Source organism: Nocardioides sp. CCNWLW216 (assembly GCF_037120545.1).
Taxonomy (GTDB): domain Bacteria; phylum Actinomycetota; class Actinomycetes; order Propionibacteriales; family Nocardioidaceae; genus Nocardioides; species Nocardioides lianchengensis.
Genome location: NZ_JBBBBJ010000004.1, coordinates 348,763 through 372,551, shown reverse-complemented (window position 1 = coordinate 372,551; position 23,789 = coordinate 348,763). Strand labels below are relative to the sequence as shown.

Below are 23,789 nucleotides of genomic sequence, written 5' to 3'. Positions count from 1 at the left end.
GCCCTCAGGAGAAGGTCGCCTCCGCGGTCGTGACGACGCCGGCCTCGCGACCGGGGGCGCGGTGGTACTGCCAGTAGAGGTTGGTGTGGGCGATGACCAGGTCGGGGGTCGGGGCGCCGTACGCGCTCTGGTCCTCGGTGGTGTGCGCGTCGGAGACCAGGGTGGCGTCGTAGCCGCGGACCAGCGCACCGTGCAGGGTCGAGCGGATGCACTCGTCGGTCTGCGCACCGGCGACCACCAGCCGTCCGATGCGGCCGGCGGCGAGGACCTCCTCGAGGTCGGTGTCCTCGAAGGAGTCGGCGTAGGTCTTGCGGACGACCGGCTCGCCGTCGGCGACGGTCAGCTCGGGGACGTACTGCCAGCCGGCGGAGTCGATCGGCAGGTGCTCGGGGTGCGAGTGCTGGACCCAGACGACCGGGGTGCCCGCCTCGCGGGCCTTGTCGACGAGGGTGGCGACGTTGGCCACGACCCGGTCGCGGTCGTGGGCGTCGCCGACGACGCCGATCTGGACGTCGATCACGACGAGGGCGGTGTGCGGGCGGTCGGTCAGCGTGGTCATGCGTCTCCTCCAGGAGCGGGGGTGGTGGGGGTCCAGCCGGGGGTGGGGTCCTCGCCGGTCACGCCGTCGATCGCCTCGCGGAGCAGGTCGGCGTGACCGGTGTGGCGGCCGTACTCCTCGAGCAGGTCGCCGATCAGGCGGCGCAGGTTCGCCGGAGTGCCGTCGGGGCCGGTGACGTGGACGGGCTGGTCGAGGCCGGCCGTGGCGATCGCCTCGGTCACCCGCGCGCGGGCCCGGGCCACCGTGTCGTCGTAGCGGGCGTAGAGCTCGGCGGGGCTGTCGTCGGCGGCGCTGCGGAAGTCCCACCCCGGGTCGCCCTCCCAGTCGGCCGACGCCCACGGCTCGCCCGGATTCTCGCCGAACGCCTTCCAGAACGCGTACGTCGCCTCCACCGCGGCCAGGTGCTTCAGCAGCCCGCCGAGGCTCAGCGACGAGCTCGCGATCGGCTGCGACGCGAGGCCAGCGGCGTCCAGGCCGTCGGCCTTGAACCGGAACGTCGCGCGCTGCCGGTCGAGCGCCCCGATCAGCTGCTCGGCCTCGGTGCCGTGGAAGGGCGGCTCCCACCAGTCGGTCATGACGATGCCTCTCGTTCGATGAGGACGGCGAGGTCGCGCTCGGCGAACCGCCGGTGCCACCACTCCTCGTTGATCACGGTGTTGAAGCACTCCCGGAGCGGCAGCTGCTCGCCCGGAGGCGGCCACGCGCTGCCCTCGGGGATGGTGCAGACGTCATCGAGGTGCGTGTCGCCGACCTGGTCGAGGGCGCGGTGGACCAGGGCCTGCCGGTCCGCACGCAGCGCGAGCACCTCGTCGAGCGAGGGGCGTACGGCGCGGTCGCGCGGGATGCCCGGCGAGTCCTCCATCTGGTCCCACGGCAGCGACAGCGGGTGCCACGGGGCCGGGAGCTGGAGCACGCCCCGGCCGACCCAGCTCTCGGTCGCGAAGGGCAGGTGACGCAGCGTCTCGGTAAACGACCACTCGCCGCCGACCTGCTCGTGCAGCAGCGCCGGATCGAGCGCACGAGCCCTCCCGACCGTCCCGTCCCACAGCTCCTCCAGGTGCCGGAAGGCCTCGTGGTAGCCGGCGACGTCGGTCTCGGCGCCCACGCCGATCAGGGCCGGGCCGCCGTCCTGCATCCACTCCTCGTCGTCCATGTCCCCGAGCGTAGGATCCATTGCGGACGATCTGCTTCCGCATCGGAGATTTCCTCGTGACGATCGACGCCAGTCCCACCGCACGGGCCCTGCTCGCGCTCGAGGTCCTGCAGGACTCCCCCGGCATCACGGCCGAGCGGCTGGGTGCGCGGCTGGGCGTCACACCCCGCGCCGTACGCCGGTACGTCGGCATCCTGCGCGAGGCCGACATCCCGGTGGAGTCGGTGCGCGGACCGGCGGGCGGCTACCGACTGGGCCGCGGGATGCGGCCGCCGCCGCTGCTGTTCAGCGGCGACGAGGCGCTCGGGCTGGTGATGGCGGCGCTCGACGGCCAGCACGACGCCGCCGACACCGACGGGCCGGTCGGACGTGCGCTCGGCAAGCTGCTGCGGGCGCTGCCCCGCAGCGTCGCGGCCCAGGCCGAGGCGGTCCGCCGTACGACGGCGCCGGTGCCGGACCGCTCCGGCTCCCGCCCCGACCCCGGCACCACCGTCGCCCTGGTCGAGGCGTGCGCCGAGCGCCGCCGGGTGCGCGTCGCCTACCGCTCCGAGGGCGGCCGGGAGTGGGACGCCGAGGTGGAGCCCTGGGCCGTGGTGGTGCGCTACGGCCGGTGGTACCTCGTGTGCCGCTCGCTGCGCGCCGACGCCGTGCGGACCTACCGGGTCGACCGGGTGTGCCACGTCGAGCCCCTCGCCGACACCTTCGTCCCACCGGCGGACCTCGACCCCGTCGCCCTGCTCGAGGAGAACCTGGCGATCGGCTGGGAGTACGACGTCCGCGTGCTCGTCGACGCGCCCGTCGAGGACCTGCGCCGGTGCGTGCCGCGGACCATGGGCCGCCTGGAGCCGGTCGACGCCGCCACCACCCGGCTGGTCGCCTCGACCGGCAACCCGGTCTACTTCGCGGAGCAGCTGGCCACCCTTCCCGCGCCGTTCCATGTCGAGGGCGGTCCGGAGCTGCGGGCCACCGTCGAGGCGCTCGGCCGGCGGTTGCTGGCGGCCGCCAACCCCGACGGAGCCGCCTTCACACGGTGAGGCTCCTCACCGCCCCGATCCGGAACAGACGGCCACCGGTCGTCGCTGTGCCGAGCATGGCTGATCTCTTCGAATCCCTGACCGCCGGCGCCTGGACGCTGCCGAACCGCCTCGTGATGGCGCCGCTGACCCGCAACCGCGCGACCGGCACCGTGCCCGGCGACCTCGCGGTGGAGTACTACGCCCAGCGCGCCTCCGCCGGCCTGATCATCACCGAGGGCAGCCAGCCCACCGCCGAGGGCCAGGGCTACCTCGACACGCCCGGCTTCCACTCCGCCGAGCAGCTGGCCGGCTGGCGCCGGGTGGCCGACGCCGTGCACGCGAACGGCGGCCGGATCGTCGCCCAGCTCATGCACGCCGGCCGGGTCTCGCACCCCGACAACACCGGCGGCCAGGAGGTCATCGCGCCGAGCGCGATCGCCGCGCCGAACGAGATGTTCACCCCCGACGGCCCGAAGCCGCACCCGACGCCGCGCGAGATCGCCCTGAACGAGATCCCGTCGGTCGTCGAGGGCTACGTCCAGGCCGCGCGGAACGCGGTCGAGGCCGGCCTCGACGGCGTCGAGGTGCACGCCGCCAACGGCTACCTGATCCACCAGTTCCTCGCCCCGGGCTCGAACCACCGGACCGACGCGTACGGCGGCTCGCCCGAGAACCGCGCCCGCTTCGCGATCGAGGTGACCCGGGCGGTCGCCGAGGCGATCGGCCCGGACCGGGTCGGCCTGCGGATCTCCCCCGCCCACAACATCCAGGGCGCCACCGAGGACGAGCCCGCGGACGTCGCGGCGACGTACACGACCTTCCTGGAGGCGGTGGCGCCGCTCGGCCTCGCCTACCTCAGCATCCTGGCCGACCCGAAGGCCGACCTCACCCAGGACCTGCGCCGCACCTTCGGCGGCGTCACGATCCTCAACAGCGGCTTCGGCGAGCTCACCACCCGCGAGTCGGCCCAGGAGATCCTCGACAAGGACCTGGCCGACGCCGTCGCCGTCGGGCGGCTCTTCCTGGCCAACCCCGACCTGCCGAAGCGGTGGCAGACCGGTGCGGAGCTCAACGAGCCGAACCCGGACACCTTCTACGGCGGCGGCGCCGAGGGCTACACCGACTACCCGGCCCTCGACGACTGACTCACGACCACGGATCCTCGCGCCGCCACAGCGTGGGGAACCGGACCCGGACCCCGTCACGGTGCGCCAGCTCGTCGAGCAGGCGCACCGTGACGTCGAGGTCGTCGCCCAGGTAGGGCAGGGCGCGCAACGGACGGTCGAGCGGGCGGAAGAAGTCGTCCCAGTGGACGAGCACCACCTCGCGGGCACCGACCGTCGCCACCGTCTCGTCCCAGTAGGTCCGCACGTAGTCCTCGTCCTGGACCCCGAGCTGGCCGACGCCCAGATAGGCCACCTCGGCGCGCCGTCCGGCGAGCGAGCCGGGCACGAAGCCGGCGCTGCCCTGGACCAGCGCGGTCCGGCCGCCGGCGTGCGCGACGAGGATCGACCACGCCTCCCCGCAGCGGTAGGCCCGTGCGCGAACCGGTGGTACGACGGGCGCCTCGATCGCCCCCGGGAACCGGTCCGGCGGGCAGTGGTGGGACTCGACGAACGTGAGCGCGAGGTCGCCGTACGTGACGGTGTCGCCGTCCGTCAGCACGCGGATCCGGTCGGCGGCCAGCCCGTGGCCGCGGCCGACGTTCGCCGCCGACCCGCCACCCAGCAGGTCGGCCCCGGTCAGGTCGGCCACCACGGCGGAGTCCAGCGCGTGGTCGAAGTGCGTATGCACCGGCGCCACCGCGGCCAGGCGGTCGATGCCCGCGCGAGCGAGCGCGGCGTCGATCCGGGCCCGGTCGGGGGCCACCTTGCCGAGGCCGACCTGCAGCAGCGGCGGTCGCGAGAAGAACCCGTCGGTCAGGACGGCCGTCGTCCCGTCGTCGACCAGCAGGCTGGCCACGCCCAGGAAGGTGACCGAGAGGCCGCCGGTCGCCTCGGGCACGTCGAAACGGTCGGCGTAGCGGCCCAGGTCGGGCCGTCCCAGCTTGAGTCGCATGCCGGGGACAGTAGTGGCCCTAGGAACCATTTATTTCTACTGAATTAGTAGCCTATGGTGGATCGGCATGAGCGCCGACCACCTCTGGTACCTGCCCAACGACGCGACGTCCGGCCACCGTGGCGACACCACCACGGTCAGCGACGGCTGGGGCACCCTCGACTACTCGACGGACCTCGCGCAGCGCTGCGAGCGCTCCGGCTGGGGCGGGGCGCTGATCGGGACCGGCTGGGGCCGCCCGGACACGCTGACCGTCGCCACCGCGCTGGCCGCCCGCACCTCGACCTTCCGGCCGCTGGTCGCCGCCCGGCCGGGCTACTGGTCGCCGGCGCAGTTCGCGGCCGCGGGCGCCACGCTCGACGCGCTCAGCGGCGGGCGGATGCTGGTCAACGTGGTCTCCGGGCAGGACGACCCCGCGGCGTACGGTGACGCGCAGGTCGACCAGCCGACCCGCTACGCCCGCACCGCGGAGTTCATGCAGCTGGTCCGGCGGCTCTGGACCGAGGAGGACGTCACCTTCCACGGCGAGCACTACCGGGTCGACCACGCGAGCGTCGTACCGCGCCCGCACACGGAGGGTGAGCGCCGACACCCGACCCTCTACTTCGGCGGCGCCTCCCCGGCCGCCGAGCGCACCGCGGCCGCGCACGCCGACGTCCAGCTGTTCTGGGGCGAGCCGTTGGCCGACATCGCCGAGCGGATCTCGAGGCTGCGCACCCTGGAGCGCGACCACGACCGGGTCGCGCCGCTGCGCTTCGGGCTGCGGATCACCACCGTGGTCCGGGAGACCACCGAGGAGGCCTGGCGCGACGCCGAGGCCAAGGTCGACGCGCTCGCCGGGCGGCCGGGCACCCCGACCAGCGAGCGGCACCGCGGGAAGGCCGTCGGCCAGCAGCGGCTCCTCGACCTGCACGAGCGCGGCGACGTGCTCGACACCTGCCTCTACACCCGCCCGGGCACGGTCGGCGGGGGCGGCGCCGGGACGACCTGGCTGGTCGGCTCGCCCGAGGACGTCGCGCTGGCGCTGGCGGCCTACCACCGGCTCGGCGTCGAGCAGTTCATCCCCTCCGACACGCCGTACCGCGAGGAGGTCGAGCGGGTCGGGCGCACGCTGCTGCCGCGGCTGCGCGAGCTGACGGGCGACCCGGTGACCGTCTGACGCAGCCGTCGACCACCGCCGGTGGTGGAGCAGGTCGCGCAGCAACCTTGACGGCACTCCCGCACCCGGGAGGCCTTGACCCGGGCCGACTCCCGGCTCACCGGGTTTCGAGGCTCGTCGCTAGCGCTCCTCACACCTCAACCAGCGCGTCCGCCGGCTCACCGGGTTTCGAGGCTCGTCGCTAGCGCTCCTCACACCTCAACCAGCGCGTCCGCCGGCTCACCGGGTTTCGAGGCTCGTCGCTAGCGCTCCTCACACCTCAACCAGCGCACAGCCCCACCCACGCTGGTTGAGGTGCGAGCGAAGCGAGCCTCGAAACCCGTCTTGTCGACAGACCACCCCGACCCGGGCCGACTCCCGGCTCACGGGTTTCGAGGCTCGTCGCTAGCGCTCCTCGCACCTCAACCAGCGGAGGGGCGCCGTCGGGTAACAGGATCCTTACGCGCTGGGTCGCACATCGCATTCCTGCCGTAACCAGTCGGAAACGACACCGGCGGAGCGTTGCCGCCATGCCCGTCTCCCCTCACGACGCCCACCGCCACATCGGCGTGCTGCCGGCGTACGCCTTCTACGGCGGGCCGCCGGTGAGTCCGGACACCACCGCGACCGCGACGGTGCAGGAGTTCCTGGCGACGCTGGACGCCGAGGGCGTGGGGCGGACGCTGGTGCTGCCGAACTACGGCGTGCCGGACCCGGACCTGGCCTTCGGGTTCAACCACCTGGCCGTCGAGGCCGCGCAGGCCGACGACCGGGTGCGGTGCGGGCTGTGGGTGAGCCCGAAGGCGTCCGACGGGGCCCGCAACGACGAGGCGCTGGCGCTGGCCGGCGAGGACGGGGTCCGGGCCCTGAAGACCAGCTTCCTGCTGGGCGGCAGCCCGACCGACCCCGACTGCGCCGAGCAGCTGGACCGGATCTTCACCACCGCCGCCGAGCGGGACCTGGTCGTGCACGTGCACACCTCCCCCGGCGCGGCGTCCGACCTGGACCAGGTCGGCCAGCTCGTCGAGAGGTACGGCGACGCCACCAAGATCCACCTGGTCCATCTGGGCGGCGGCATGAGCGGCCACCTGAAGCTGATCGGCCACCGGCTCTTCGACTGGATCGAGTCCGGCAAACGCGTCTACACCGACACCAGCTGGGCGATCGGCTTCGCGCCGACCTGGCTGGTCGCCGAGATCGAGCGCCGCGGGATCGGCCACGACCGCGTGCTCTTCGCCACCGACACCCCGTGGGGCGACTTCGAGGGCGAGCACGCCCGGCTCCGCGCCGCCGCCGGCGACGGCGACCTGGCCGCCGCCTTCTTCCACCAGAACTTCGAGGCCCTCTACGGCTGAGAGACGCACCACCCGAGAGCGACACCCACCACCACACCAGGAGATGCGATGCCCGCGTTCGACGACGAGATCCTCGCCAACATGCAGAAGTCGGTCAGCGAGATCCCCCACCCCTCGCAGGCCAAGGGGACCAACCTCTACGGCTCCACCAAGCTCTTCCCGGACTACCAGGCCAGCGAGGGCCAGGCGTGGCTGACCCTGGTCCACGGCATCCCGCACGAGTCCTCGGTCAGCTTCGTGGCGGTGCTGCAGACCACCCGCGCGCTGCGCAAGGGCTTCGACGCGACGCTCTACTTCTACGGGCCCGGCGCGCTGGCGTGCGCCGACACCCGCGGCTTCCCGACCACGGGCGACGTGGCCTTCCCGGGCAACCAGAACATGAACGACGCCATCAAGACCTTCATCAAGGAGGGCGGCACGGTGCTGTGCTGCCGCTTCGGGATGGCCCTGCACGGGCAGCGCGAGGAGGACCTGATCGAGGGCGTGATCCCCTGCCACCCGCTGGACGTGCAGGACGCGGTCATCCACTTCGCCAACAAGGGCGCCATCATCAACTCCGTCTACAACCTCTGAGGCCCTGAGATGGCCGCGCCGAACGACAGCACCCGCGTCGATGTCGCCATCCAGGGCATCCGGCTGCTCGACGCCCCCGTCTCGCGCCGCTCCGGCGCGGGTCCCAGCGACGACGGGCACGTCCTCCTGGACGGCGTCGGCGCGGCCATCCCCCTCAACCCGCGCTCGCCGTACTCGGTGCGCGGCGGCAAGCTCCTCCTGGACGGCGCCGACACCGGCATGGGGGTGGAGAGCGTGGCCCGCCCGCGCTTCTACGACCTCTCCACCGCCGACGGCGTCTCCTACGAGAAGATCGCCCGCCTGCACTCGTCGCACGTGCTCGCCACCACCGTCGTCCAGACCTGCGTCCGCTACGACGAGGCCGAGCGCTGCCGCTTCTGCGCGATCGAGGAGTCGCTCAACCAGGGCTCGACGGTCGCGGTGAAGACCCCGGCCCAGATCGCCGAGGTGGCCCAGGCGGCGTACGACCTCGACGGCATCACCCAGATGGTGATGACCACCGGCACCTCCAACGGCCGCGACCGCGGGGCCACCCACCTGGCCCGCTGCGTCCGCGCGGTGCGCGAGGTGCTGCCCGATCTGCCGATCCAGGTGCAGTGCGAGCCGCCCGGCGACCTGGCCACCATCCAGGAGCTGTACGACGCCGGCGCCCGCTCGATCGGCATCCACGTCGAGTCGCTCGACGAGGACGCCCGGCGGCGCTGGATGCCGGGGAAGGGCTCGGTCCCGATGAGCGAGTACCGCGCCGCCTGGGCCGAGGCGGTCCGCGTCTTCGGCTGGAACCAGGTCTCGACGTACCTCCTGGTCGGCCTGGGCGAGGACCCGGACGAGCTGGTCGCCGGCGCGATCGAGCTGATCGCGATGGGCGTCTACCCGTTCGTGGTCCCGTTCCGGCCGCTGGCCGGCACCCTGGCCACCGACGTCGACGGGGCCGAGGCGCCGGCCCGCGAGGTCCTGTACGACGTGACCAGCCGCGTGGCCGCCGCCCTCCGCGCGGCCGGCATGGTGGGCGCCGGTCAGGCCGCGGGCTGTGCCGCGTGCGGGGCGTGCTCGGCCCTCGGCGCCTGCAGCGAGCAGGACGCGTCATGACCGAGCTGCTCGACGACGTGGTCCTGCTCGGCGCCCGCCCCCTCCCCGCACCGAGCCTGGACGCCTTCGTGGTGGTCCGGGCGGACGGCACCGACCTCGCCGACTATCGCGCCCTGCGCCGCGAGGTGTTCGTCCGCGAGCAGGGGATCTTCTCCGGCTCCGACGCCGACGACGTGGACGACGACCCGCGCACGATCGTGCTGGTGGCCCGGGCGACCGACGGCGAGGTGCTCGGCGGGGTCCGCCTCCACCCGGCGCTCCCGGGTCGCGACATCGGCTGGTGGCGCGGCTCGCGGCTGGTGGTCGCTCCCGACGCCCGGGGTTTCGAGGCTCGCTCCGCTCGCACCTCGACCACCGTCGGGGGCGTCGGGGCCGCGCTGATCCGGGCCGCCTGCGCGACGGCCGAGGCCGCGGGGGCCCTCCGCTTCGAGGCCACCGTTCAGGCCCAGAACGAGCGGCTGTTCCGCCGCCTCGGCTGGGTGCCGCGCGAGCGGGTGCACCTGCACGGCCACCCGCACGTCGTGGTCGACTGGCCGGTCGCCCGCGTGCAGCGGCTGGCCGACAGCACCAAGGCCGCCCTCGGCGACCTGGTCGGCACGCTGGTCGACAGCGGCGCCGGGTTCCTCGGCGACGACGGCGCACCCGTCCCCGGCAGCGACCTGGTCGCCGCCTGCGACGCGATCCTGCCGGCCATGGTCGAGCGGGACCCCGAGTGGGCCGGCTGGTGCGCCGCGCTGGTCAACCTCAACGACCTCTCCGCGATGGGCGCCGCCCCGGTCGGGATGCTCGACGCGATCGGCGCGCGCGACGCGTCGTTCGCCCGCCGGATCGTCCGCGGCCTCGGCGAGGCCTCGCGGGCCTGGGGCGTCCCGGTCCTGGGCGGGCACACCCAGCTGGGGGTACCGGCCGCCCTGTCGGTCACCGCCCTCGGTCGCACGTCCGCCCCTGTCCCGGGAGGGGGCGGGCGCGTCGGCCAGGCCGTGCGGCTCACCGCCGACCTCGGCGGCTCCTGGCGCCCGGGCTACACCGGCGCCCAGTGGGACTCGTCCTCGCACCGCACCTCCGCTGAGCTGCGCTCGCTCGCCGGCGTCGTCCCGGGCCTGGCTCCGGCCGCCGCCAAGGACGTCTCCATGAGTGGCCTGGTCGGCACCACCGGGATGCTGGCCGAGGCCAGCGGCTGCCGCGCGGTCCTCGACGTCGCCGACGTGCCCGCGCCCGACGCGGCGTCGTACGGCGACTGGCTCACCTGCTTCCCCGGCTTCGCGATGATCACCACGGAGCGGGCGCCGGCCGAGGCCGAGCTGCCCGGCTTCCTCACCTCGCAGGTCTGCGGGGAGCTCACCCACGGCACCGGGGTCGGCCTGCGCTGGCCGGACGGCGTCGTCACCGAGGCGATCACCTCGCCCGTCACCGGATTGGGAGCAGCATGACCACCACGTCCGTCGCCGCCGTGGGCGGCAACTTCGGCCGGGACGTCGAGGAGAATCTCGCCCGGATCGGCACCCTGATCGACGACGCCCGCGCCCGGGGCGCGGCGCTGCTCGCCCTCCCCGAGGCCTGTCTCGGCGGCTACCTGTCGGTGCTGGGCAGCGGTCGCGACGGGAGCCACGACGAGGAGCCGGCCGACCTGCCCCCGGTCATGGACCTGGGCGGCCCGGAGCTGCGGCGGATCGCCGAGCTGGCGCGGGAGATGACGGTCGTCGTCGGCTTCTGCGAGGGCGACGGGCACGAGCGCTACAACAGCGCAGCGGCGGTCACCGGCGACGGCGTGCTCGGCGTCTACCGCAAGGTGCACCAGCCGCTGGGCGAGAGCCTCTACTACTCCCCGGGCCAGGAGTTCCGGGCCTTCGACAGCCCGATCGGCCGGATGGGCCTGCTGATCTGCTACGACAAGGCCTTCCCCGAGGCGGCCCGCGCGCTCGCCCTCGACGACGCCCGGCTCGTGGCCTGCATCTCCGCGTGGCCCGCCTCCCGGACCGCGAGCGCGACGTCCCTGGCCGACGACCGGTGGACCCACCGGTTCAACATCTTCGACCAGGCCCGCGCGCTGGAGAACCAGCTCGTCTGGGTGGCCGCCAACCAGACCGGCACGTTCGGGTCGCTGCGGTTCGTCGGCAACGCCAAGGTGGTCGGCCCGGGCGGCGACGTCGTGGCGACGACCGGCGTCGACGAGGGCATGGCCGTCGCCTCCTTCGACCTCGAGGAATCGCTCGACACGGCCCGCCGCGCGATGTTCCACCTGCGCGACCGGCGACCCGACCTCTACACCGCGACCGAGCGGGAGAACGTCCATGCCTGAAATGACCTTCTCCGTGCGCTGGCCCGACGGCCGGGTCGAGGACTGCTACTCGCCCTCGCTGGTGGTGCACGACTTCCTGGCCGCGGGCGCGTCGTACTCCGTCGCCGACTTCGCGCACCGCTCCGAGACCGCGCTGGCGATCGCCAGCGCTCGGGTCAAGGAGAAGTTCGGATTCGCCTGCACCTCCGCCGCAGCCACCACCGAGCAGGTACGCCGCTCGGCGGCGTCGTACGACCCCGACGCGCTCGTCCAGGTCCTCTCCCTCCACCCGCCCCTCCCGAAGGACCCGTCATGAGTCTCGACAAGCTCGACCACCGGCGGACGACGGTCGCGATCGTCGGCGGCGGCCAGGCCGGCCTGTCGACCAGCTGGTTCCTCACCCGCGACGGCGTGGACCACGTCGTCCTCGAGGCCCAGACCCTCGGCCACGAGTGGCGGGACCGGCGCTGGGACAACTTCACCCTGGTCACGCCCAACTGGCACTGCCGGCTGCCCGGCTACGCGTACGACGGGCCGGACCCCGACGGCTTCATGGGCCGCGACGAGATCGTCGCGTGGCTGTCCGGCTACGCGCCGACCTTCGACCCGCCCGTCGTCGAGCACACGGCCGTGACCCGGCTGACCGAGCGGGAGGGCGGTGGCTTCGTGCTCACCACCTCCGGCCCCGACGGCGAGAAGACGTGGGAGGCCGACCACGTGGTGCTGGCGACCGGCGGCTACCACCTGCCGATCGTGCCGTCATGGGCCAGCGCGCTGGACCCGTCGATCACCCAGCTGCAGTCGGCCGACTACCGCAACGCCGACCAACTGCCCGAGGGCGCCGTGCTGGTGGTCGGGTCCGGCCAGTCCGGCGCCCAGATCGCCGAGGACCTGCACCTCGCGGGCCGCCAGGTGCACCTCGCGCTCGGCGACGCTCCGCGAGTGGCCCGCTTCCACCGCGGCCGCGACTGCATGACCTGGTTGGCGGACATGGGGCTCTACGACACCCCGGTCGCGCAGTACCCCGGTGGCGTGGCCGCTCGCGAGAAGACCAACCACTACGTCACCGGCCGCGACGGCGGGCGCGACATCGACCTGCGGCAGTTCGCGCTGGAGGGCATGCGGCTCTACGGCCTGCTCGACGGCGGGCGCGACAGCGCGCTGTCGTTCCGGCCGACGCTCACCGCGGCGCTCGACGGCGCGGACGCGGTCTACAACTCGATCTGCCGCGACATCGACCGGCACATCGAGGCGCAGGGCATCGACGCGCCCGCGGGCGCGCCGTACGAGCCGGTCTGGGTGCCGGAGTCGGAGCCCACCTCGCTCGACCTCGCCGCGGAGGGCGTCACCTCGGTGGTGTGGGCGATCGGCTACCGCCCCGACTACCGCTGGGTGCAGGTCGGGGTCTTCGACGGCACCGGTCGACCGACCCATACCCGGGGCGTGACGTCCGTGCCCGGCCTGTACTTCCTCGGGCTCCCCTGGCTGCACACCTGGGGTTCGGGGCGCTTCCACGGCATCGCCCGGGACGCCGAGCACGTCGCGACCGCCATCACCGGCGCCTTCGACCGGGTGGCGGCCGGGTGAGGCGGTGCTCATGAGGTTGGGCGCGGTCGCCGCCCACTTCGGTCGCGACCTGGAACGGGCCCTGGCCAAGGTGGAGGGCATCATCGGCGACGCCCGGACCGCGGGCGTCGACCTGCTGGTGCTGCCCGACGCCACGCTGGGCGGCTACCTGTCCGACCTGCGGCACCCCGATCCCTACGCCCTGCCACCGGCGCTGGCCGAGGACTCGTTCGAGGTCGGCCGGATCGTCGCGATGGCCGGCCCGATGGTGGTCTGCTTCGGGTACGCCGAGGAGGCCGGCCCACTGCTCTACAACTCGGCCCTGTGCGTGTCCGGCGACGGTGTCCTGGGCCGCCACCGCAAGGTGCACCAGCCCGCCGGCGAGTCCCTCGTGTACGCCGCCGGCGACGCGTTCACCGCGTTCGACACCCCCGTCGGTCGGCTGGGCATGCTCATCGACTACGACAAGACCTTCCCCGAGGCGGCCCGGTCGCTGGCCCTGGACGGCGCGACGGTGCTGGCCTGCCTCTCGGCCTGGCCGGCGTCGGTGACCGACCGCGCGTCCCGGCTCCCGCAGGACCGCCAGTCGCGGCTGTTCGACCTCTACGACGCCGCCCGTGCCGCCGAGAACCAGGTCGTCTGGGTCTCCTCCAACCAGACCGGGGTGATGGGCGGGCTGCGGTTCCTCGGCCAGGCCAAGGTGGTCGGGCCGGGCGGCGACATCCTGGCCCGCACGTCGTCCAAGGGCGGGCTGGCCGTTGCGGAGATCGACGTCGTCGCGGAGGTCGCCCGGTCGCGGCGGGTCCTGCACCACCTGGACGAGCTGACGCCGTCGGCGTACCGGGCCCCCTCGTGAGGGTCGCGCTCCTCACCTACTCGACCCGGCCGCGCGGCGGCGTCGTGCACACGCTGGCGCTGGCCGAGGCGCTGGCCGCGCTTGGGGTCGACGTGCACGTGTGGACCCTGGGCCGCGGCGGCGACACGACGTTCTTCCGCCCGGTCGACCCGTCGGTGACCGTGCACGCGGTGCCGTTCGACGCACCCGACGCCGACGTCGGGCAGCGGATCGTCCGCTCGATCGCCGTCCTCCGCGAGGCGTTCGAGCCGCACCGATCGTCGTACGACGTGGTGCACGCGCAGGACTGCATCAGCGCCAACGCGGCGCTCCCGCGCACTCCCGACGAGCACTGCGTGCGCACGATCCACCACCTCGACACCTTCACCACCCCCGAGCTGGCCGCCTGCCACGAGCGCGCCGTGGTCGAGCCGAGCGCGCTGGTCTGCGTCTCGGCCGCGGTGGCGGAGGAGGTCGCGGCCGGGTGGGGGCTCGCGCCGACGGTGATCCCGAACGGCGTCGACGCGGCGCGCTTCGCCGCGGGCGCCTCGGACGTCGCCGGACGGGCGCGCTGGGCGGGTCAGCTCGGCCCCTACGTCCTCGCGCTCGGCGGCATCGAGCCGCGCAAGGGCAGCCTCGACCTGCTGGACGCGTTCGCCCGCCTCCGCTCCGCGCACCCCGACCTGGCCCTGGTCATCGGCGGCGGCGAGACGCTCTTCGACTACCGCGACTACCGGGCGGCGTACGACGCCCGCGCGGCCGAGCTCGGCATCGCGCCGGTCGTGCTCGGGACGCGCGCCGAGGACGAGCTGCCGTCGCTGGTGGCCCAGGCGTCAGCGCTGGCCATGGTCTCGACCAAGGAGGGCTTCGGGCTGGCGGCGATGGAGGCGCTCGCCGCCGGCGTCCCGGTCGTCGCCCGCGACCTGCCGGTGCTGCGCGAGGTGCTCGGAGCCTGCGTCGCGTTCGGCTCCGACCCCGCCTCGCTCGCGGCCGCGCTCGGCGCCGTGCTGGACGACCCGCCCGACCCCGGGCCGGGTCGCGCGCTGGCGGCGTCGTACACCTGGGAGCGCGCGGCGCGGGCGCACCTGGAGTTCTACGCCGCACTCCCCGTCGGCGGACGCGGCTAGCCTCCGGCCATGGCCACGCTCTGGACCCTGGGCTGCGACGCCCGCGACCCGCACGCCCTGGCCGCCTTCTGGGCGGCCGCGCTGGGCTACGTCCCCGAGCCCGGGTACGACGAGCCGCACGGCGCCTCGATCGTCGACCCGGACGGCCGCGGGCCGGCGATCGGCTTCCTGCGGGTGCCGGAGCCGAAGACCGCCAAGAACCGCGTCCACGTCGACGTCCGTCCGGCCGGGGAGCCGCCCTGGGACCTCGCCGAGCGGGCCCGCCTGATCCGGGCCAAGGCCGACGCGCTGGTCGTGCTCGGCGCCACCGAGGTGCGCGAGGAGCGGTACGACGACGAGCTCGGCCACGTCGTGATGCTCGACCCGGAGGGCAACGAGTTCTGCGTGGGGTGAGTCAGAGGCCGAGCACGTCGGCGGTGGCCGGGTCGGTCAGCTGGTCGACGCACCAGCGGAAGTGGCCGTCGTCCAGGTCCCGCCCGAAGAGCGTGCTGGTGGCGACCGCGTAGGCGGCCCGGTGCAGGACCAGGACGGCGGGGTCGTCGCCCAGCTGGCGGGCCAGCTCGGCGGTCAACAGGCGGGTGACCTGGGCCGCGTGCGGGCCGTACATGTCCATGATCCCGGCCGTGACGCCCGCGTCGAAGCGCGGGTCGCCGGCGGTGGTGAGGAAGCCGAAGTCGAGGACCGCGACCGCCCGGCCGTCAGGGTCGACGTGGAGGTTGGCGCCGAAGAGGTCGCCGTGCACCACCGTCTCGGCGGTCGGCCCGAGCCCGGCCAGCCGCGCCCCCAGGGCCTCGAGCCGCACGTCGAGGTCCGGCACGGCCGTCACCAGCTCCGGCACCGACGCCGCGGCCCGGCGCTCGACGAGCCCGGCCAGCGCACCTGGGAAGTCGTCGCCCGGGCTGCGGAACGGGGTGCGCTCGCCCAGCACCGGCAGGGCGCGGAGCGCCGCGGTCGACCCGACGGTCCGCAGCGCGGCCAGGGTCGCGACCACCGCGTCCACGGCCCAGCCGGGCAGCTCGTCCGCCGCGGGATCGAGCCGCTCCTGGAGCGACCTGCCGGGCAGCTCGTCCTCGACGGTCACCGTGCGGCCGTCCAGCACCAGGACGTCACGCACCATCGGGGTGCGGACCGCCGGCCGGGCCGCGGCGACGTCGTCGTACGCCCGGCGGAGCGGGGCGAGCTCCTCCGGGGTCCGGTCGTGCCAGACCTTGGCGACCACGCCGGGACGGAGGCGGTAGACGGCGCCCTCGGTCCCGCCGCCGAGCCGCTCGACGTGCCCGGCGGCGAGGTGCGCGAGGGCCTGCGGCCACGGGTCCACGGCTACCGCCCCGACGGCGGACCCAGCAGGTCCCAGGTGTTGCCGGCGACGTCGCGGAAGACCACGACGGTGCCGTACTCCTCGTGCCGCGGCTGCTCCAGGAAATCCACGCCGTGGGCGCTCATCCGGTCGTACGTCGCGGCGAAGTCGTCGACCTGCAGGAAGAACCCGACCCGCCCGCCGGCCTGCCGGCCGACCGCGGCCGCCTGGTCGTCGCCGTCCGCCCGCGCCAGCAGCAGCCCGGCGCCGCCACCGGGCGGCCGGACCACCACCCAGCGCTTGGGGCTGCCGTCGGACGCCGTCCCCCGCGGGGTGTCCTCGGCCAGCTCGAAGCCGAGCGCGTCGACGAAGAAGGCGATGGCGGGGTCGTAGTCCGGCACGACGAGGGTCACGAGATCGAGGCGCACCGCGCGAACCTACCGTGCGGCCGGGGCTGCCAGGATGGTGCGGTGGACGTCCGCGGCGGTTGGGTGCACCGAGCTCCCGGTGAGGAGGAGCGGGGGGACCTCGGGGTCAGCGAGGGCCTCGTCGTGGCCGGGTCCGGCGCACCCGGCCCTTCGATCGACGCCACGGGCGCGTCGGTCGTCCCGCTCCTGGTGGAGAGCGCCGTCGCCGAGCTCCCGCCCGACCGCACGGACGCGTGGCACCTCGTTCCCGGTCGCCCGGCCACGTTCGCCGTGGTCAGGGGTCGGGTGAGCGCCGACCAGGTCCGCCGGATGCTGGTCGTGCAGCCGCGCGACCTGATCGCCGCGGTGGTGGACGGCCGGGTCGTGGCCCGCGACGGCCGCCCGGTGCGCCCGGCCGACCCCGGGACGGAAGACGCCCCCGAGCACGCCGCCCGCCGGGTCGACTGGGTCGACCACCGGCGCGACATGGTCCAGCACCTGCGGGCCGACGGGCACTACAGCGAGACCCGGCAGGGCCGGCGCGACGCCTGGACCGGGTCGTACTGGCTGGACGGCGACCGGATCACCTACCTCGACGACTCCGGCTTCTGGGCCTTTGGGCAGTGGCTGGGCGAGCGGCTCCACCACGCCGGCTTCGTGCTGGAGCGACGCTGAGGCTCAGCCCTCAGTCCTCGGCCCTGGCCCGCTTGCGCGCCGCCTTGGCGATGGTGTCCTCGACGATCGCGTTGATCCGCGAGCCCATCGGCCAGCCGGCGTAGTGGCACATCAGGATGGTGATCTCGCGCAGCGCGTCGTCGTCCAGCTCGCCGGCGGCGTGCGCGGCGGGGATCTGGATGGTCAGCACGTCCTGGCCGCCGGAGCCGGCGAGCAGCCCGATGAGCAGCAGCCGGCGGTCCCGGTTGGAGAGGCCGGGCCGGTTCCAGATGTCGGCGAAGAGGTGGTCGGCGGTGTAGCGGAAGAAGTCGCCCACGCCGTCGGTCATCTCGAACCCGTAGACCTCCTCCATCTTCTCCAGCCCGCGCCGGCGGGTCTCGGGGAGGTCGTCGAACTTGCCGGCTCCGTCGGTCACAGACCGAGTCCTTTCGCGAGGTCGGCACGCGCGCGGCGCGCCAGGGGTACGTCGACGCCGAGCTCGTCGGCCAGTTCGAGGGCGAAGCCCAGGTCCTTGTCGCCGAGCGCGACCACGTGGGTCATCACGCCGTGCCAGAAGTCGGTCGGGTCGATCGGGTCCGTGGTGGTGCGCAGGATGATCGCGCCCGGGCCGCCGGTGATGGCGTCGGTGTGGCGGACCACGTCGCCCAGGTCCTTCAGCGACAGCCCGGAGGCCTCGGCCAGCCGCATCGCCTCGGTCGCCGCCGTGAAGGACACGAAATGCATCATGTTGCGCGCCAGCTTGAACCTGGTGCCGGAGCCGATCGGCCCGGCGTGCACGACCTTGGCCCCGAGTACGTCGAGCGCCGGCCGGGCGGCCGCGAACGCATCGTCGGTGCCGCCGACCATGATGGCCAGCGTCCCGTCGGCCGCCCCGGTCGGACCGCCGCTGACCGGCGCGTCGACCACGCGGACGCCGTGCCGGGCCGCGGTGTCCTCCAGCTGCGCGGGCGTCCCCGGGGCGACGGTCGAGTGGATGACCACCGTCAGCCGGTCCCCCGCCACACCCAGCACCTCGCCCAGCACCTCGCGGACCTGGTCGTCGTCGCGCACCATCACGCACAGCACGTCGACCGCCGCGGCCAGCTCGGCGACGGACCCGACCGCCGTGGCCCCGGCCGCCTCGAGCTCGGCGACCGGCTCCGGCGCCACGTCGTACACGAGGAGGTCGAGGTCGGAGCGCGCCAGGGTGAGGGCCATGGGCCTGCCGATCATGCCCAGGCCGACGAAGCCGACCGTCACGGGGGTGCTCATGCGCGGAAGGTCTGGCCGCCGTCGACCGCGATGATCTGGCCGGTCACCCACGACGACTCGCCGGAGAGCAGGAACAGGCAGGCGCCGACCATGTCCTCGGGCTGGCCCATCCGCTTCAGCGCGAGGTTCTTGACCAGCTCCTTCGACGCGTCGCCGGCCTGCGTGCGGGTGGCCGGGGTGTCGGTGGGGCCGGGGGCGATGGCGTTGACCCGGATGCCCAGGCCGCCGAGCTCGTGGGCCAGCTGCTGGGTCAGCCCGTTCACGCCGACCTTGGCCAGGCCGTAGAAGCCGGAGTAGAGGTAGGCCGCGGTCGACGACTGGTTGACGATCGAGCCGCCGCCCCGCTTCTGCATCGACCTCCACACGGCCCGGGTCATCACCAGGGCCCCGTCCATGTTGACGCTCATGAACTTCCGGTAGTAGTCCCAGTCGACGCTGATCAGCAGGTCGAACTGCATCTCGCCGTAGATCGCGGCGTTGTTGACGAGCCCGTCGATCCCGCCGTACGTCTCGCTCACCTGCGTGACCAGGGCCTCCGCCGACTCCGCCGACGACACGTCGGTGCGCACGAAGAGCCCGCCGATGTCGGCCGCGACCTTCTCCCCCGCCTCGACGTTGAGATCGGCCACCATGACCGACGCCCCCTCGGCCGCCAGGGCCCGCGCGTAGGCCTCGCCGATCCCCTGCGCCGCGCCCGTGACGACGACGACCTTGTCCTGGAACCTGCTCATCTGCTCTCTCCTGTCGGCCTGCGGGGGTCTCGATACACCGCTCGTTCCTCGCGGCTACTCGACCCACGAGTGCCTCGTCGGTCGAGTAGCCGTCGTGAGGGACGAGCGACGGCGCATCGAGACCTCACGCCGGCTCCGCGATCGTCTTGGTCTCCAGGTACTCCTCGAACCCGGCGACCCCCATCTCCCGGCCCAGGCCGGACTGCTTGTAGCCGCCGAACGGCGCGTCGGGGCTGAACCACACCCCGCCGTTCACCGCCAGCGTGCCGGTACGGATCCGCGCCGCGACCGCCTTGGCGCGCTCCAGCGAGCCGGAGTCGACCGAGCCGGAGAGCCCGTACGCCGAGTCGTTGGCGATCCGGACCGCGTCGTCGTCGCCGTCGTGCGGGATGACCACCAGCACCGGGCCGAAGATCTCCTCCTGGGCCAGCCGGGAGGAGTTGTCGAGGCCGGCGACCACGGTCGGCTGGACCCAGAACCCGTCCTGCTCGATGACCGCCCCGCCGGTGGCGAAGGTGCCGCCCTCCTCGACCGCGACCCGCAGGTAGTCGGCGACCCGGTCCCGCTGGACCTCGGAGATCACCGGTCCGCAGATGGCGCCCGGGTCGGCCGGATCCTTCGCGCCGATCGACTCCATCGTCGTCGCGGCCACCTGCACGGCCTCGTCGTAGCGGTCCCGGGGTACGACGAGCCGCGTGGTGATCGCGCAGCCCTGGCCGGCGTGGATGCAGGCGGTGAACGCCGTCGCGCCCGCCACCGCGGCCACGTCGGCGTCGTCGAGGGCGATGGCCGCCGACTTGCCGCCGAGCTCGAGGAAGACCCGCTTCAGCGTGGGGGCGGCCGCCGCCATGATCGCCCGGCCGGTGTCGGTCGACCCGGTGAACGAGACCATGTCGACCCGCGGATCGGTGGTCAGCTGCGCTGCGACCTCGTTGGACCGCGGCGTCACGACGTTGAACACCCCGGGCGGGATGTCGGTGTGCTCGGCGACCAGCCGTCCGAGCTCGGCGGCCACCCAGGGGGTGTCCGGCGCGGGCTTGAGCACGACCGTGCAGCCGGCGGCCAGCGCCGGGCCGGCCTTGGCCAGGTTGATCTGGGTCGGCACGTTCCACGGCGTGATGGCCGCGACCACGCCGACCGGCTCCCGTCGTACCGTCCGGCGCGACGCGATGCCCATCGGCGACGCGACGCCGAGGTCGGTCTCGAAGGCGTAGGACTCGACCAGGTCGGTGACCCACGCCAGCCCCTCGACCGGTACGTCGAACCCGGCCGCGCCCATCATGAAGCCGGGCATCCCGACCTCGGCCGTGGTCAGGGCGCGGAAGTCGTCGGCCACGTCGAGCAGCGCCGCGTGCAGCTGGCGCAGGCAGCGCACCCGCAGCTCGGTGTTCGTCGACCAGTCGGTCTCGTCGAAGGCCCGGCGGGCCGCGGCGATCGCGGCGTCGACGTCGATCGCCGTCGCGTCCGGCGCCTGCCCGATCTCGGCGCCGGTGGCCGGGTTGAGGATCGGGTACGACGCCCCGTCGCTCGCGCCGGTCAGCTTGCCGTCGATGAGCAGCTGCGCGGGCGCGGTCACCCGGTCACCTCGGGCGCCCGCTGCTGGGTCACGAACTGGCCGGCCTCGACCGGGGGCGGCCACACCGTCGAGGGCAGGTCGGCCGGCCGGTAGTGGCCGGGCACCTCGAGCCCGAAGACCTTCAGCCGCGCGTGCAGCGTGTCGGGCGCCTTCCCGGACTTCAGGACCGCGCCCATGGTGTGCGCCATCGCGCCGAAGTCGAACCAGTCGCGCTGCCAGGAGAACTTCACGTCCCCGTCCGGCTGCCGCTCGACCCCGAACCAGCTGCCACCGAGCCCCGGCACCTCGAACTCGGCGCCGGTCGCGTCGTCGGTGATCCCGGACCGCTGCTTCCAGAAGCCCACGATCATCGCGTTCTTCTCGTCGACGACGGTCGCCTGGTAGTCGTAGTGCCAGCCGTCGAAGCCGTCCATCTCGATGCCGATGGCCCAGTCCCGGATCTGCTCGCGCCCCACGGCCATGAAGTGCTCGTCGGGCGTGAGCATCCAGCCGTACGTCGCGTCCTCGGCGTACCAGTCGGCCATCACCCGCCAGTCGCCCGACTCCTCGGCCCTCCGGTTGATGTCGAGCCAGGTCTCCCAGAACTCGTCGATCTCTGCTCTGGTCAGAGCCGTCATGTCAGTCCTCCTCGATGGCCAGCGCCATGGCTGGGCAGTACGTGACCGCGGCCGCCACCTGGGACCGCAGGGAATCGTCGGGGTGCTCCTGGAGCACCGTCACCAGGTCGGCGTCGTCGTCGAACCCGAAGACCTCGGGGGCCTCGCCCTGGCACATCTGGTGCCCCTGGCACAGCCCCAGGTCGGCCACCACCCTCATGGCTCCCTCCCCGGGGGAACGCTGGTTGAGATGCGAAGCCGCGCTAGCGGGTGAGCCTCGAAACCCGGTGAGCCGTCCGTCGGCCTCAACCGGCGCCGACTCTCGGCAAGACGGGTTTCGAGGCTCGGGCCTAGCGGCCCTCGCGCCTCAACCAGCGGCGGGACGGCGTTCATCGCTGCCGCCGCTTGTAGCGCACCCGGCAGGGCTGCTGGAGCTGGATCACCATCTTCGAGACGTCGTCGCGGTAGTCCTCCGACGGCTGCGCCATCTCGAACTCGTAGTCGCGCAGGATCACCGAGAAGATGGCCTTCATCTGCATCATCGCGAAGGCGTTGCCGACGCAGCGGTGCTTGCCGGCCCCGAAGGGGATCCAGGTCCAGCGGTTCTGCAGGTCCTCCTGGCGCGGGTCGAGGTAGCGGCCCGGGTCGAAGGCGTCGGGCTGCGGGAAGTCCTCGGCGATCCGGTTCGAGACCCGCGGGGACGCGGCGACGACGGTGCCGGGCGGGATGGTGTGCCCCGCCAGCTCGATCGTTTCCTGCACGACCCGCATCAGGATGATCAGCGGCGGGTGCAGCCGCAGCGTCTCCTTCAGCGCGGCCTCCAGCCGCGGGATGGACCGCAGCGCCTGGAACGACACCTCGCTGCCGTCGGCGTACAGGTCGTCGAGCTCGGCGACGACGTCCTTCATCGTCTCCGGGTGGCGCATCAGCTCGATCAGCGCCCAGGACGCCGTACCGGACGACGTGTGGTGCCCGGCGAACATCATCGAGATGAAGATGCCGGTGATGTAGTCGGCGGTCATGTCGATGGAGATCAGGACGTCGAGGAGGTCGCGCTCCTCCTTCGGCACCGTCCCCCGCGTGACGCGCTTGTCGATGATCCCCTGGACCAGTGCGACCAGCTGCTCGCGTGCGGCGTCGCGGATCCGGAACGACTCGATGTCGAGGTAGGGGTCGACGTAGGCGAGGGCGTCGGTGCCGCGCTCGAGGTCGTGGTAGTGGTGGGCGAAGGAGGAGTCGAGCTCCTCGCGGAACGGCTTGCCGATCAGGCAGGCCGAGGTCGTGTAGATGGTCAGCTCCGCGAACCAGTCGAGCAGGTCGATCTCGCCCTCGTCGCCCCAGTCGGCGACCATCCGGTTGATCTCGGCCTCGATCGTCGCCGCGTGGCCGCGCATCATGTCGCCGCGCAGCGCCTGGTTCTTCAGCATCTGCTGGCGCTCCTCGGGCGAGGCGTCGAAGACGACGCCCTTGCCGAAGATCGGCGTCATGAACGGGTACGCCGCGGCCTGGTCGAGGGTCGAGTCCGGGGCCCGGAAGAACTGCTCCTGGGCCTCCGCGCCGTAGACCAGCACCACGTCCTGGTCGGCGAGCCGGAACCGACCGATGTCGCCGCACTCGTCGTACACGCGCTGGAACAGGCCGATCGGGTCGACGCGCATCTCGGCCAGGTGGCCGTGCCCGTCGTCGTCGACGGCGTAGGAGACCTCGGGGATCTGCTCGGTGCTCAACGGTCCTCCAGGGGTGCCTCGGGCGAGACCTCGACGAGGTTCAGGTGGACGCCGCGCGGGACGTTCACCACGGTGGTGATCGCGTCCGCGACGGCGGTGGGCTTCATGAAGTGCGGGTGCCGGGCCAGGCCGAAGCGGACCCACTGGTTCAACACGTGGGCGGCCTCGTCGACGTCCCAGTCGGTGCCCATCTCGCTCCAGGTGGGCCCCGGGCGAACGATCGACGCGCGCACGCCGGTGCCCTCGAGCTCCATCTGCAGGGCGTGGGCCATCCCCTCCAGGCCCCACTTGCCGGCGGCGTACGACGACATGAACGGCCTCGCCCGCACAGCGACGTCGGAGGAGACGAACACGAAGTCGCCGCGCTGACGCTCGACCATGCCCGGCACGAAGGCCCGCACCAGGCGCTGGGCGCCCGTCAGGTTGAGGTCGATCTCGCAGGCGAACCGCTCGGGGTCGACCTCGTAGATGGTGCCGGGCGCGACGGCGCCGGCGTTGCTGACGACCACCTCGACGTCGCCCAGGTCGCCGGTGACGCCCTTCGCGAAGGCCTCGACCGAGTCGCCGTCGGTCAGGTCGAGCGGGTGCACGACCGCCTCTCCCCCGGCCTCGCGGACCGCGGCGGCGACCTCCTCGCACTTCTCGGTACGACGGGCGCCCAGCGCGACCGGATGGCCGGCCGCGGCGAGGGCGAGGGCCGTGGCCGCGCCGATCCCGGAGGAGGCGCCCGTGACGACCGCCGGTCGCCGGGTGGGCTGGGCGTACTTCTCGCGGCTGCTCAC

The 23,789-nt window shown here is 73.5% G+C and carries 28 protein-coding genes; 14 read left to right on the top strand and 14 right to left on the bottom strand.

Annotation, left to right across the window (positions count from 1 at the left end):
- Positions 1-4 precede the first annotated feature (4 nt).
- From V7S47_RS11985 to V7S47_RS11975, 3 genes are read right to left on the bottom strand one after another with little or no spacing between them, the layout of a single operon-like run.
- Positions 5-559, bottom strand: coding sequence for a cysteine hydrolase family protein (locus V7S47_RS11985; protein WP_336561761.1), 555 nt, complete (start codon positions 557-559; stop codon positions 5-7).
- Positions 556-1,134 carry a mycothiol transferase gene (locus tag V7S47_RS11980; protein WP_336561760.1) on the bottom strand — a complete coding sequence of 193 codons (579 nt, stop codon included), beginning with the start codon at positions 1,132-1,134 and terminating at the stop codon, positions 556-558. Before V7S47_RS11980 ends, V7S47_RS11985 begins: the two co-directional genes overlap by 4 nt.
- A complete protein-coding gene (locus tag V7S47_RS11975; protein ID WP_336561759.1) occupies positions 1,131-1,712 on the bottom strand; it encodes a DinB family protein in 582 nt (193 codons plus the stop codon). Before V7S47_RS11975 ends, V7S47_RS11980 begins: the two co-directional genes overlap by 4 nt.
- 56 nt (positions 1,713-1,768) lie before the next feature.
- Here V7S47_RS11975 and V7S47_RS11970 point away from each other — a divergent pair, with 56 nt between their 5' ends.
- Positions 1,769-2,746 carry a helix-turn-helix transcriptional regulator gene (locus tag V7S47_RS11970; protein ID WP_336561758.1) on the top strand — a complete coding sequence of 326 codons (978 nt, stop codon included), beginning with the start codon at positions 1,769-1,771 and terminating at the stop codon, positions 2,744-2,746.
- Positions 2,747-2,802: 56 nt separating this feature from the next.
- Positions 2,803-3,873 (top strand): alkene reductase, encoded by a 1,071-nt coding sequence (locus V7S47_RS11965; RefSeq protein ID WP_336561757.1) that lies wholly within the window; start codon positions 2,803-2,805, stop codon positions 3,871-3,873.
- Position 3,874: 1 nt separating this feature from the next.
- Here the strand turns inward: V7S47_RS11965 and V7S47_RS11960 are convergent, their stop codons facing one another.
- A complete protein-coding gene (locus V7S47_RS11960) occupies positions 3,875-4,786 on the bottom strand; it encodes an MBL fold metallo-hydrolase (RefSeq protein ID WP_336561756.1) in 912 nt (303 codons plus the stop codon).
- A gap of 67 nt (positions 4,787-4,853) precedes the next feature.
- On the opposite strand from V7S47_RS11960, the gene V7S47_RS11955 reads away from it, so the two are divergent.
- The 11 genes from V7S47_RS11955 (at position 4,854) to V7S47_RS11905 (ending at position 15,140) form a co-directional block, all read left to right on the top strand.
- Positions 4,854-5,945: an LLM class flavin-dependent oxidoreductase gene (locus V7S47_RS11955; RefSeq protein WP_336561755.1), complete on the top strand. Its 1,092-nt coding sequence runs from the start codon at positions 4,854-4,856 to the stop codon at positions 5,943-5,945.
- Positions 5,946-6,454: 509 nt separating this feature from the next.
- Positions 6,455-7,279 (top strand): amidohydrolase family protein, encoded by an 825-nt coding sequence (locus tag V7S47_RS11950; RefSeq protein ID WP_336561754.1) that lies wholly within the window; start codon positions 6,455-6,457, stop codon positions 7,277-7,279.
- 48 nt (positions 7,280-7,327) lie between these two features.
- The gene (locus tag V7S47_RS11945) at positions 7,328-7,852 is read left to right on the top strand and encodes an MSMEG_0572/Sll0783 family nitrogen starvation response protein (RefSeq protein WP_090855179.1); all 525 of its coding nucleotides are present in this window, start codon (positions 7,328-7,330) and stop codon (positions 7,850-7,852) included.
- A gap of 9 nt (positions 7,853-7,861) precedes the next feature.
- Positions 7,862-8,941, top strand: coding sequence for an MSMEG_0568 family radical SAM protein (locus V7S47_RS11940; protein WP_336561753.1), 1,080 nt, complete (start codon positions 7,862-7,864; stop codon positions 8,939-8,941).
- Positions 8,938-10,371 carry an MSMEG_0567/sll0787 family protein gene (locus tag V7S47_RS11935; protein WP_336561752.1) on the top strand — a complete coding sequence of 478 codons (1,434 nt, stop codon included), beginning with the start codon at positions 8,938-8,940 and terminating at the stop codon, positions 10,369-10,371. The genes V7S47_RS11940 and V7S47_RS11935 overlap by 4 nt, the downstream gene beginning before the upstream one ends.
- Positions 10,368-11,240 carry a carbon-nitrogen hydrolase family protein gene (locus tag V7S47_RS11930; RefSeq protein WP_336561751.1) on the top strand — a complete coding sequence of 291 codons (873 nt, stop codon included), beginning with the start codon at positions 10,368-10,370 and terminating at the stop codon, positions 11,238-11,240. Before V7S47_RS11935 ends, V7S47_RS11930 begins: the two co-directional genes overlap by 4 nt.
- A 1-nt stretch (position 11,241) precedes the next feature.
- A complete protein-coding gene (locus V7S47_RS11925; protein WP_336561750.1) occupies positions 11,242-11,535 on the top strand; it encodes an MSMEG_0570 family nitrogen starvation response protein in 294 nt (97 codons plus the stop codon).
- Positions 11,532-12,806 (top strand): MSMEG_0569 family flavin-dependent oxidoreductase, encoded by a 1,275-nt coding sequence (locus V7S47_RS11920; protein ID WP_336561749.1) that lies wholly within the window; start codon positions 11,532-11,534, stop codon positions 12,804-12,806. Before V7S47_RS11925 ends, V7S47_RS11920 begins: the two co-directional genes overlap by 4 nt.
- 10 nt (positions 12,807-12,816) lie before the next feature.
- Positions 12,817-13,641, top strand: a complete 825-nt coding sequence (locus V7S47_RS11915) for a carbon-nitrogen hydrolase family protein (RefSeq protein ID WP_336561748.1) — start codon at positions 12,817-12,819, stop codon at positions 13,639-13,641.
- Positions 13,638-14,747 carry an MSMEG_0565 family glycosyltransferase gene (locus tag V7S47_RS11910; RefSeq protein ID WP_336561747.1) on the top strand — a complete coding sequence of 370 codons (1,110 nt, stop codon included), beginning with the start codon at positions 13,638-13,640 and terminating at the stop codon, positions 14,745-14,747. The genes V7S47_RS11915 and V7S47_RS11910 overlap by 4 nt, the downstream gene beginning before the upstream one ends.
- 9 nt (positions 14,748-14,756) lie before the next feature.
- Entirely contained in the window at positions 14,757-15,140 is a 384-nt protein-coding gene (locus V7S47_RS11905) for a VOC family protein (RefSeq protein ID WP_336561746.1), read from the top strand.
- Position 15,141: 1 nt separating this feature from the next.
- Here the strand turns inward: V7S47_RS11905 and V7S47_RS11900 are convergent, their stop codons facing one another.
- Together V7S47_RS11900 and V7S47_RS11895 are read right to left on the bottom strand one after the other, a co-directional pair.
- Positions 15,142-16,065, bottom strand: a complete 924-nt coding sequence (locus tag V7S47_RS11900; RefSeq protein ID WP_336561745.1) for a phosphotransferase family protein — start codon at positions 16,063-16,065, stop codon at positions 15,142-15,144.
- A 2-nt stretch (positions 16,066-16,067) separates the two neighbouring features.
- Entirely contained in the window at positions 16,068-16,472 is a 405-nt protein-coding gene (locus V7S47_RS11895; RefSeq protein ID WP_336561744.1) for a VOC family protein, read from the bottom strand.
- A 42-nt stretch (positions 16,473-16,514) separates the two neighbouring features.
- Between V7S47_RS11895 and V7S47_RS11890 the strand changes: the two genes are divergently transcribed.
- Positions 16,515-17,126, top strand: a complete 612-nt coding sequence (locus V7S47_RS11890; protein WP_336561743.1) for an Atu4866 domain-containing protein — start codon at positions 16,515-16,517, stop codon at positions 17,124-17,126.
- A 10-nt stretch (positions 17,127-17,136) separates the two neighbouring features.
- On the opposite strand, the gene V7S47_RS11885 is transcribed toward V7S47_RS11890, so the two are convergent.
- The 8 genes from V7S47_RS11885 to V7S47_RS11850 form a co-directional block, all read right to left on the bottom strand.
- Positions 17,137-17,541 carry a carboxymuconolactone decarboxylase family protein gene (locus tag V7S47_RS11885; RefSeq protein ID WP_336561742.1) on the bottom strand — a complete coding sequence of 135 codons (405 nt, stop codon included), beginning with the start codon at positions 17,539-17,541 and terminating at the stop codon, positions 17,137-17,139.
- Complete coding sequence (locus V7S47_RS11880) at positions 17,538-18,377, bottom strand: NAD(P)-dependent oxidoreductase (RefSeq protein WP_336561741.1); 840 nt, start codon at positions 18,375-18,377, stop codon at positions 17,538-17,540. Before V7S47_RS11880 ends, V7S47_RS11885 begins: the two co-directional genes overlap by 4 nt.
- Positions 18,374-19,108: an SDR family oxidoreductase gene (locus tag V7S47_RS11875; protein WP_336561740.1), complete on the bottom strand. Its 735-nt coding sequence runs from the start codon at positions 19,106-19,108 to the stop codon at positions 18,374-18,376. Before V7S47_RS11875 ends, V7S47_RS11880 begins: the two co-directional genes overlap by 4 nt.
- 124 nt (positions 19,109-19,232) lie before the next feature.
- On the bottom strand, positions 19,233-20,684 hold the full coding sequence (locus tag V7S47_RS11870) for an aldehyde dehydrogenase (RefSeq protein ID WP_336561739.1): 1,452 nt from the start codon (positions 20,682-20,684) through the stop codon (positions 19,233-19,235).
- A complete protein-coding gene (locus V7S47_RS11865; protein WP_336561738.1) occupies positions 20,681-21,301 on the bottom strand; it encodes a hypothetical protein in 621 nt (206 codons plus the stop codon). Before V7S47_RS11865 ends, V7S47_RS11870 begins: the two co-directional genes overlap by 4 nt.
- A gap of 1 nt (position 21,302) precedes the next feature.
- The gene (locus V7S47_RS11860; protein ID WP_336561737.1) at positions 21,303-21,500 is read right to left on the bottom strand and encodes a ferredoxin; all 198 of its coding nucleotides are present in this window, start codon (positions 21,498-21,500) and stop codon (positions 21,303-21,305) included.
- A gap of 169 nt (positions 21,501-21,669) precedes the next feature.
- Complete coding sequence (locus V7S47_RS11855; protein ID WP_336561736.1) at positions 21,670-23,007, bottom strand: cytochrome P450; 1,338 nt, start codon at positions 23,005-23,007, stop codon at positions 21,670-21,672.
- Complete coding sequence (locus tag V7S47_RS11850; RefSeq protein ID WP_336561735.1) at positions 23,004-23,789, bottom strand: SDR family oxidoreductase; 786 nt, start codon at positions 23,787-23,789, stop codon at positions 23,004-23,006. Before V7S47_RS11850 ends, V7S47_RS11855 begins: the two co-directional genes overlap by 4 nt.